The 10,236-nt window shown below is 34.1% G+C and carries 10 protein-coding genes; 5 read left to right on the top strand and 5 right to left on the bottom strand.

Annotated features, from left to right (window positions below; all coding sequences use genetic code 11):
- Position 1: 1 nt before the first annotated feature.
- From metE to DZ64_RS0106795, 5 genes are all read left to right on the top strand, one after another.
- Positions 2–2,242 (top strand): 5-methyltetrahydropteroyltriglutamate--homocysteine S-methyltransferase, encoded by a 2,241-nt coding sequence (gene metE, locus DZ64_RS0106815; RefSeq protein ID WP_024789947.1) that lies wholly within the window; start codon positions 2–4, stop codon positions 2,240–2,242.
- Complete coding sequence (locus DZ64_RS0106810) at positions 2,242–2,487, top strand: hypothetical protein (RefSeq protein ID WP_024789946.1); 246 nt, start codon at positions 2,242–2,244, stop codon at positions 2,485–2,487. Before metE ends, DZ64_RS0106810 begins: the two co-directional genes overlap by 1 nt.
- A gap of 163 nt (positions 2,488–2,650) precedes the next feature.
- Positions 2,651–3,799, top strand: a complete 1,149-nt coding sequence (gene metK, locus DZ64_RS0106805) for a methionine adenosyltransferase (protein ID WP_024789945.1) — start codon at positions 2,651–2,653, stop codon at positions 3,797–3,799.
- 31 nt (positions 3,800–3,830) lie between these two features.
- On the top strand, positions 3,831–5,042 hold the full coding sequence (gene trpB, locus DZ64_RS0106800) for a tryptophan synthase subunit beta (RefSeq protein ID WP_024789944.1): 1,212 nt from the start codon (positions 3,831–3,833) through the stop codon (positions 5,040–5,042).
- A 34-nt stretch (positions 5,043–5,076) separates the two neighbouring features.
- Positions 5,077–6,228, top strand: a complete 1,152-nt coding sequence (locus tag DZ64_RS0106795) for an MFS transporter (RefSeq protein ID WP_024789943.1) — start codon at positions 5,077–5,079, stop codon at positions 6,226–6,228.
- A gap of 200 nt (positions 6,229–6,428) precedes the next feature.
- Here the strand turns inward: DZ64_RS0106795 and lepA are convergent, their stop codons facing one another.
- From lepA to DZ64_RS0106775, 5 genes are read right to left on the bottom strand one after another with little or no spacing between them, the layout of a single operon-like run.
- A complete protein-coding gene (gene lepA, locus DZ64_RS0106790) occupies positions 6,429–8,210 on the bottom strand; it encodes a translation elongation factor 4 (protein ID WP_024789942.1) in 1,782 nt (593 codons plus the stop codon).
- 13 nt (positions 8,211–8,223) lie between these two features.
- Entirely contained in the window at positions 8,224–8,997 is a 774-nt protein-coding gene (locus DZ64_RS0106785; protein ID WP_024789941.1) for an ABC transporter permease, read from the bottom strand.
- 8 nt (positions 8,998–9,005) lie between these two features.
- Positions 9,006–9,158 (bottom strand): hypothetical protein, encoded by a 153-nt coding sequence (locus tag DZ64_RS12805; RefSeq protein ID WP_201768479.1) that lies wholly within the window; start codon positions 9,156–9,158, stop codon positions 9,006–9,008.
- Positions 9,159–9,216: 58 nt separating this feature from the next.
- Positions 9,217–9,978 (bottom strand): ATP-binding cassette domain-containing protein, encoded by a 762-nt coding sequence (locus DZ64_RS10880; protein ID WP_201768478.1) that lies wholly within the window; start codon positions 9,976–9,978, stop codon positions 9,217–9,219.
- A gap of 2 nt (positions 9,979–9,980) precedes the next feature.
- Entirely contained in the window at positions 9,981–10,166 is a 186-nt protein-coding gene (locus DZ64_RS0106775; RefSeq protein WP_024787808.1) for a hypothetical protein, read from the bottom strand.
- Between the last annotated feature and the right edge of the window lie 70 nt (positions 10,167–10,236).

Here is a 10,236-nt window from a genome sequence, read left to right as displayed (position 1 = left end):
TATGGCGACTTATGTTATCGGGTTCCCGAGAATCGGGGAACAAAGAGAGCTTAAAAGAGCGTTGGAAAGTTATTGGGGAGGTAAAATTTCTCAAAATGAATTAAAACAAACAGCTGCTGATTTAATAAAAAGACATTTAATTTATCAAAAAAATGCCGGTATAGATATGATAAGTGTCAATGATTTCAGCTTTTATGACAATATGCTTGATACAACTGTTATATTAAATGCAGTGCCTCAAAGATATAAAGATATTGAAAACTGCATGGACAGATACTTTGCAATGGCAAGAGGTGATAAAAGCCATAAAGCCATGGAAATGACCAAATGGTTTAATACAAACTATCATTATATTGTGCCAGAACTTGATGAAAATATGGCTTTCAGAGCTGATACAACAAAAATTGAAAATGAAATTGCATTGGCAAAAGAAGTCGGAGTTACTCCAAAAATCAATTTAATAGGGCCTGTTACTTATGTAAAATTAAGCAAAGTTGAAGGTAGTGAAAACAATATTATTAAAAAATTAGTGCCTGTTTATAAAGAAATTTTAAATAAATTTAAAAATTATACTATCCAGATGGACGAACCTTATTTTGTAACAAATCCAACTGAAGAAGATTTAAAAGTATTAAAAGAAGTATATGACGAACTTGGAAACACTGCAAATATTTACGTTGCCACATATTTCGAGCATTCAAACGAGGCAAATGAAATTCTCGCCTCAACACCTGTAAAAGGAATGTTTTTAGATTTTGTTTTAGGAAGCGAAAATTCAATTAAAGCATTAGTTGATGCCGGTAAAGAAGTGGGGATTGGAATAGTCAACGGCAGAAATGTATGGGTAAATGATATCGAAAAATCAGCTGCATTTGTAAAAGGTTTAACAGAAGCAGTTGATAATGATAAAGTTCATATAGGAAGCAGCTGCTCTTTACTTCATGTTCCATATACATTAAAATATGAAACAAAAATGGATGAAGATATCAAATCCTGGATAAGCTACGCTCTTGAAAAACTTGATGAAATAAGAGTAATTGATAAACTTTTTAGAAACGAAACTTTAAACGAATATGAAAAAGAAGTGCTTGAAAGCAATAAAATCGCAATTGCAACAAGAAAAACCTCTCCTAAAATTCACGATACAATCGTTCAGGACAGAGTTTCAAACTTAGGTGAAAAAGATAAACACAGAAATGTACCGTTTGATGGAAGAATCAAACTTCAACATGAAAATTTAAAATATCCTGTTTTACCTACCACAACAATAGGTAGTTTTCCTCAAACACCTGAACTTAGAAAACTAAGACGTGATTATAAAAACGGTGCAATCAACGAAGAAGAATATAAAACAAAAATTAAAGATATGATTAAAGATTTGGTTAAATTCCAAGAAGAAATAGGACTTGATGTATTGGTTCACGGTGAATTTGAGAGAAACGACATGGTTGAATATTTCGGTGAACAGTTAAAAGGCGTTGCATTTTCCAGCAACGGTTGGGTTCAAAGTTACGGAAGTAGATGTGTGAAACCTCCTTTGATTTACGGAGATGTTTCTAGACCTAAAGATATGACGGTTGAATGGATTACATATGCCCAAAGTCTCACTAACAAACCAATGAAAGGTATGTTAACAGGCCCTGTTACGATGCTAAATTGGTCTTTTGTAAGAGACGATCAGCCAAAAAGAGACACAGCATACCAAATGGCCATTGCAATAAGAGACGAAGTAGAAGACCTTGAAGCTGCCGGGATTAAAGTAATTCAGGTTGACGAAGCAGCACTTAGAGAAGGATATCCTTTAAGAAACAGTAAAAGAAAAGAATATGAAGATTGGGCAATTACTGCATTTAGAATTACAACTTCTAGCGTAAAACCCCAAACTCAAATCCATACCCATATGTGCTATTCTGAATTCAGCGATATTATGGATGCAATTGAAGATATGGATGCTGATGTTATTTCTATCGAAAATGCAAGGAGTGACAATTCATTACTCAAAATCTTTAAAGAAAGAGGATATAAAGGCGAAATAGGTCCGGGAGTTTATGATATCCATTCTCCAAGAGTTCCAAGTAAAGTTGAAATGGTCAATCAAATTAAAGCGATTTTAGAAGTGTTGCCGGCTGGGAAAGTATGGATTAATCCGGACTGCGGACTCAAAACAAGAAAATGGGAAGAAGTAAAACCGAGTCTAAAAAATATGGTTGACGCAACATTAGAGGTCAGAAAAACTCTTTAATGAAAAAACTGCTCGTTTTTTTACCTCTTTTTCTTTTTTCTTATAATTATCCGTTTGATTATCAATTTAAATTTATTCATGCATGTATGCAAAACTCTTCTTTACCTAATAAATATAAATACTGCAGATGTGTTTTTGAAAAAATAAAATCAGCTTATCCGTATAATTATTTTATCTGGCACCAAACAGATAATGATATATTAAAATTCATTGCTAAAGCTTCAAAAGAGTGTTTGAATAAATAATATTAATTTCATTTTACATTTTACATTTTCAATTGTATAATTACATTTACATATTCTTGTCTTTTGAAAATGCTTTTTTAAGCACTTTCAAAATAGGAGTATGCGAATTAATGGTAAATGTAAAATGGAAAATGGACAATGGAAAATGTAATAAGGAGAATTTATGAGAGAATATTTATTTAGCAGTGAGAGTGTAACTGAGGGCCATCCTGATAAAATGGCTGACCAAATCAGTGACGCAATACTTGATTATATAATTGAAAGAGACAAAAATGCAAAAGTTGCCTGTGAAACACTTTTAAGCAACGGATTTTGTATTATTGCGGGAGAGCTTAAAACCATAACTTACGCCCCTATGCAGGAAATTGCAAGAGAGGTGGTAAGGGAAATCGGTTATACAGATGCAAGATTCGGATTCGATTACAGAACTGCTGGGGTATTAAACGGAGTAGGCGAACAAAGTCCGGATATCCGTCAGGGGGTTGAAAAAGGAGAAGAAATAGGAGCGGGTGATCAGGGCATGATGTTCGGATATGCATGCAGCGAAACCCCTGAACTTATGCCTCTTCCCATAATGCTTGCCCATAAACTTACAAAAAGACTGGCGATTGCAAGAAAAGAAGCAATAGTCCCATGGCTGAGACCGGACGGAAAAGCTCAGGTCAGTGTAAAATATGTAAACGGAAAACCCGTAAGTGTTGAAAAAGTCGTTGTATCCACCCAACACGAACCAGACGTTAACTATTCTGAAATAAAAGAAGCTGTAATTGAAGAAGTTATAAAAAAAGTAATTCCTGCAAGTATACTAAGCAAAAATGTTGAGTATTTCATAAACCCGACAGGAAAATTTGTAATAGGTGGTCCTCAGGGGGATGCGGGACTAACCGGGAGAAAAATAATTGTTGATACATACGGTGGTGCTGCTCCGCATGGCGGAGGAGCATTCAGCGGAAAAGATCCTACCAAGGTTGACAGAAGCGGGGCATATGCGGCGAGATATGTGGCTAAAAACCTTGTAGCTGCTGGTGCGGCTGAAAAAATAACTGTTCAGATTGCTTATGCCATAGGAGTTGTTGAACCTGTCAGTATTTATATTGATTCACACGGCACGGCAAAAGTAAATGAACAAAAAATTGAAGAAGCTGTTAGAAAAATATTCAATCTAACCCCCAAAGGAATAATTGAAACACTTGATTTACTTAAACCGATTTATAAAAATACAGCAGCTTACGGACATTTTGGAAGGGAAGAGTTTTCATGGGAAAAAACAGACAAAGTTGAAGAGATAAAAGAATTTTTAAATCTCCATTAATTTTTTTTTGAAATAAACAAAAAGGACTGTTATGAAAAAATCACATTTACAAAAATATCCTGACAGTGAAGGTTTTTTCGGTAGATTCGGTGGAGCTTATATTCCTGATATATTAAAAGATGAATTTGACAAAATCACAAAAGCTTATCTTAAACTTAAACACTCTCATGATTTTATAAGTGAACTCAGAAGAATTCAAAAGCATTTTCAAGGAAGACCAACGCCAGTGTATCATGCGAAAAGATTATCCGATGCCTTAGGAGGCGCACAGATATATTTAAAAAGGGAAGATTTAAACCATATGGGGGCACATAAACTAAACCACTGCATGGGAGAAGCCCTCTTGGCTAAATATTTAGGCAAGAAAAAACTGATTGCAGAAACCGGGGCCGGACAGCATGGGGTAGCACTGGCAACAGCGGCAGCATATTTCGGACTTGAATGTGAAATACATATGGGTGAAGTTGATATTGAAAAAGAACATCCTAATGTTGTAAGAATGAAAATATTAGGTGCCGAGGTAGTGCCTGCAACACACGGGTTAAAAACACTGAAAGAAGCGGTGGACAGTGCGTTTGAGAGTTATGTAAAACAGCTCGACACTTCTTTATATGCAATAGGAAGTGTTGTTGGTCCACATCCGTTTCCTATGATGGTTAGGGATTTTCAAAGTGTTGTGGGATTTGAGGCAAAAGAGCAGTTTTTGGAAATGCTTGGATTTTTACCCGATAATGTAGTTGCATGTGTAGGAGGCGGAAGCAATGCTATGGGAATATTCAGCGGATTTATTGATGATGAGGTTGAATTATATGCAGTCGAGCCTCTTGGAAAAGGTACAAAACTGGGAGAACATGCAGCCACATTAATGTATGGGGATGAAGGTGTGATTCACGGATTTAACACATTAATGCTAAAAGATGAAAACGGAAACCCGGCACCTGTTTATTCAATAGCAAGCGGACTTGATTATCCGGGAGTCGGACCGGAGCAGGCATTTTTAAAAGAAAGCGGCAGATTAAATATTGCAGCAATAACTGACGAAGAAACCGTTGATTCGTTTTACGCTTTAAGCCAATATGAAGGAATTATTCCGGCCCTTGAAAGTGCACATGCCGTTGCATATGCTATGAAATTAGCAAAAGAAAAACCAAACGATACAATTTTAGTCAATCTTTCAGGAAGAGGTGACAAGGATATAGATTTTGTAGTGGAAAATTACGGAATAAGAAATATCAAACTTTAACTTTCTGCTACAATTATGCCTAAAAAGGCAGTTTATGAAAAGTAAATTTAATGTTTTTCTTCTTTCTTTTGCCCATTTAACACACGATATATATACTTCTTTTTTAGCACCTGTTTTACCGCTTTTAATTCAAAAACTTGGAATCAGCGTTACTGAAGCATCACTGCTTGATGTTGTGAGAAGAATTCCAGCTTTATTTAATCCGTATCTTGGACTTATGGTTTCAAAAAAAGATTTAAGAATTTTTACAATTCTTACACCTGTTACTACAGCTGTTTTTATGAGTTTAATAGGAATAGCACCAAATTATATTATTTTACTGATTTTACTTTTTTTAGCCGGAATTTCGGCCCAGATTTTTCATATAGCAACTCCCGGAATTGTAAAAGAAGTGACCCCTAAAATGGGTTTTGGTATGAGTATGTTTATGGTCGGGGGAGAGCTTGCAAGAACCATAGCTCCCTTGATTGCAACAGCGGCAATAAGTATCTGGGGGCTTGAAGGACTGTTAAAAACTGTGTTTTTTGCTTTTTTTGCATCAGCTTTTTTATGGTGGAAATTAAAGGATATAAAAGGCAATTTCAAACCGAAAACAAAACAAAAAGCGGACTTTAAAATCTTTATAGAATATAAAAAATTTTTTCTGATAATTTCCGGTTTTATATTTTTCCAGAGTTTTGCAAAAATATTTTTCGCTTTTTATTTACCTTTATACTTAACTCATATAGGAGAGAGCTTAAATAAAGCCAATATTTCACTTGCCTTTTTTCAGTTTTTTGCCATAGTTGGTACTTTTCTTGCAGGAAATATAGGCGATAAATTCGGATATAAAAAAACTTTAATATTTTCCACTCTTATAGCGATTATTTCAATGCCTCTTTTTATTTATTTTAAACTAATTTACTTGCCTTTAGTTTTTCTTGGATTAAGTCTATTTTCAACCGGGCCTGTGATGCTTTCTATCATCCACCACCAAAAAAATTCAACCGCTCTAAATGGTGTTTATATGATGCTTGCATTCTTGATACCCGCGGTTGTTACATTTTTAATAGGTGTTTTCAGCGATTTAATAGGGCTTGAGAGAGTGGGAATTTTAAGTTTTATGTTTTTGATAATAAGTTTAATTTTTGCATATAAAATAAAAAGAAAATTTTTCACATTAAATAACGTAAAAGTAAAAATTTGACAGCGTAGCGGAATTTAGCAAAAATTTTACGTTAAAAAAATTGCACCGAGCCCTTAGGGCCTGCGTAGCTGTTTGCAATTTTTAGCAAAATTTGAGCGGTGCGTTAGCAAAATGGAGCTCTGAGCTGTAATATTTTTATCTTTGTAGTTATATTTTTATGTTATAACCATTTAATATCCATTATCCATTTTCCGTTTAATTTAATCAATTTTCAAAATACTTAAAAACGCCTCCTGCGGAATATTAACCTTTCCGATTGATTTCATTCTTTTTTTACCCTCTTTTTGTTTTTCAAGCAACTTTCTTTTTCTGCTTATATCCCCTCCGTAACATTTGGCGGTAACGTCTTTTCTTAATGCTTTTACAGTTTCACGGGCAATTATTTTATTTCCCACACTTGCCTGAATAGCCACTTCAAAAAGCTGTCTTGGAATAAGCTCTTTCATTACCTTGATAAGTTCCCTTCCTTTTCTTTCAGCCTTTTCTTTTGGAACAATAATACTAAGGGCATCCACAATTTCCCCAGCAACCCTTATATCCATTTTAACCAAATCGCCTTCTTTGTATCCAATTGGTTCATAATCAAAACTTGCATATCCGCGGGTGAGTGTTTTTAATTTATCGTAAAAATCCGTAACAATTTCATTCAAAGGAAGTTCATATTCCAAGAGTACCCTCTCGGGAGAGAGATAATCCATTTTAAGTTGAACCCCTCTTTTGTCATTTAAAAACTGGATTAAATTTCCTATATATTCACTTGGAGTTAAAATGGTGGCTTTTACATAGGGTTCGTAAATTTTTTCTATTTTATTTGGCGGAGGTAGGTCTGATGGGTTTGATATTTCTATTTCGCTTTTATCAGTCAGTTTTACTTTATATGTAACACTCGGGGCTGTTGCAATAAGCTCTATTCCAAATTCCCTCTCAAGCCTTTCTTTTACGACCTCCATATGAAGCAGACCCAAAAACCCTACCCTGAACCCAAAACCGAGTGCATGTGAAGTTTCCGGCTCGTAAGTAATAGACGAATCATTTAATTTTAATTTCTCAAGCGCGTCTCTAAGTTCATCATATTTATCGGTATCTATCGGATAAATCCCTGCGAACACAAAACTTTTCGGCTCTTCAAAAGGGGCAGCCGGCTCGCTTGCAGGATTTTTAGCATTTGTAATGGTGTCTCCTACCCTGATATCGGCGACATTTTTAAGCCCCATTACGACTACACCGACTTCTCCTGTTTTAATTTCATCGGTTTTAAGTTTTTTAAGCGGATGAGGATAAAAAAGGTCTAATACTTTGTGTTTTTTACCGGTACCCATTACCAAAACTTCATCACCTTTTTTAATAGACCCGTCAAAAACCCTCACTAAACAAATCGCCCCTAAATAATTATCAAACCAGCTGTCATAAATCAAGGCTTTTGCAGGGGCGTTTTTATCCCCTTTTGGAGAGGGAATTCTTTCTATTATTGCATCAAGAAGCTCTTCTATTCCTATTCCTGTTTTTGCGCTTACAAATATCGCCTCACTTGCGTCAATACCGATGGTCTGCTCTATCTCTTCCGCCACTCTTTCTGGTTCGGCACTCGGAAGGTCAATTTTATTAATTACAGGAATAATTTCGAGATTATTTTCAACAGCCATATATACATTTGCAAGCGTCTGGGCTTCAACCCCCTGTGTTGCATCCACCACCAAAAGGGCACCTTCGCTTGATTTTAAAGATTTACTCACTTCATAAGAAAAATCCACATGTCCGGGAGTGTCTATAAGATTTAAAATATACCCTTTATATTCAAGCCTTACACTCTGGGCTTTTATGGTAATTCCTCTTTCTTTTTCTATATCCATTGTATCAAGAAGCTGATCTTCTTTTTGCCTCTCATTAATTCCGCCCGTAAATTCTATAAGTCTGTCGGCCAGCGTGCTTTTTCCGTGGTCAATATGGGCTATAATAGAAAAGTTCCTAATAATATCTTGCATTAAATGCCTTTTTTTATGTAATTATAACATAAAAATATAACTTGTTATTCAGATATCTTATAACTGAAAAAATAACAATTGAAACTATAATCATTAATGCGGCAACAGGCGCTGAATAATTCAGTCCGAAATTTATAAACCTGTCATATATCAAAACAGGCGCCACCATCGGATGATATGCAATAATAACAACAGCACCGAATTCTCCAAGCCCCCTCGCCCACATCAAAAGCATTCCGTTAATTAAATCCTTTTTAGCCAGAGGCAAAACTATTTTATAAAATGTATAAAAAAAAGAGGCTCCAAGAGAGCGGGACACATTTTCTATTTTAGGGTCAATATTTTTAAACCCCTCTTTTGCAGAATTAATCAGATACGGTGATGATAAAAACATCATAGCGGCCATTATACCCGTAGTGGAATCGACAAAACCGAGCCCCAGTTTATCCAAAAAATTTTCAATATTTCTTGTCCCAAACGTCATAAGCAGTGCAATACCGGCAGCGGTATGCGGCACCATTGTCGGAATGTCTATAACACTCTCAAGCACACTTTTTCCAAAAAAACTGTTTCTTGCAATCAGATAAGCTAAAGGCACCCCTGTAAAAAACACAAAAAGTGTGGAAAAAAATGAAACTTTCATTGTTAAAAAAATAGAATTTATCACTTCTTTATCGTTAATTGTTTGAATATACCCGGCTAAAGAAATACCAAAGATTAATTTACATAAAGGAAGCGTTAAAAAGAGTAATATAATAAGACTTAAAAATATAAAAACTTTTTTCATCCACACTCCTAAATAAATACAATATCTTTTTTATCAAAACATAAAAATACCTGCTCTCCTTTTTTCAAATCAAGTTCTTTAAAATAATTTTTAGATATTTTTATAAAAAACATTTCCCCATTAACATTTACATAAATTTTATAATGGTCGGTAATACCCATAATTTCATCTATATATCCTTTAAAACAGTAATCATATTCTTTTTTTTCTCTTTGTTTATTAAATTAAATTAGGGTCAATCGAAAAATATTTATGAGAATTCTCAAAACCTAATAAAGACAGCTCAAAAATATTTTTAAATCCGAGAAATTTGGCAACTTCCAAAGAATCGGGAGAATTTAAAACTTTTTTACTCTCATCAAACTGCAAAAGTTTCCCTTTTAAAATTATTCCTATTTTATCGGCTAAATAAGAAGCTTCCCTGAAATTATGCGTTACATGAATTACAGAAATATTGTATCTATTTGGCAGCTGTTTTAAATTTTTCATTATTTCATTTCTTAAAGTCGGGTCAATCGCACTCAAAGGTTCGTCCAGAAGCAGTATTTTAGGCCTTGAATATATTGCCCTTGCAAGTGCAATTCTCTGTTTTTCACCTCCGCTTAAATTTACAATTTTTCTTTTTAAAAGGTGCTTTAAATTTAAAAAATTAATTAAATCATTAAACAGTTTATTGTCTTTTCCTTTAAATTTTTCAGAAAAACGGATATTTTTTTCAACATTTAAATTTTTAAAAAGCTGAAAATCCTGATATAAAAACCCGAAATTTCTTTTTTCAGGAGGAAAATTCGTAATATCCCTGCCTTCAAAATAAATTTTTCCCTCAATTCTGTGAAAACCGGCGATGGATTCAAGAAGCAGGGTTTTCCCGCTTCCTGTTTTTCCAAGCATAACAACATATTCTTTATTATTTACATCAAAAGAAACCTGATTTAAAATAAAATCGCCTTTTTTTAAAAAAAGATTTTCAACCTTAAGCATTCTTATCCTAAAAATTTATTTTTAATCCACTCTTTGGCTTCTCCCACATTTTTAAATCTGTGTGATTTTGCAATCTGCTCGTTTCCTTCATAAAATCTCACTCTTATTCCGTCCTGAACTTCATCTATTTTAATTCTTGATATCCTGTTTTTATTTATATAAACCCTGTCATTTAATTCTACAAACATTTCATCTCCTTTAATATTTTTTGATTAACCAAAAGCACATATAAAAACATATACTTCACAAATAAAACTA

The sequence above is a fragment of the Lebetimonas sp. JH292 genome, assembly GCF_000523275.1.
GTDB lineage: Bacteria > Campylobacterota > Campylobacteria > Campylobacterales > Nautiliaceae > Lebetimonas.
This window is presented reverse-complemented; position numbering and strand designations above follow the sequence as displayed.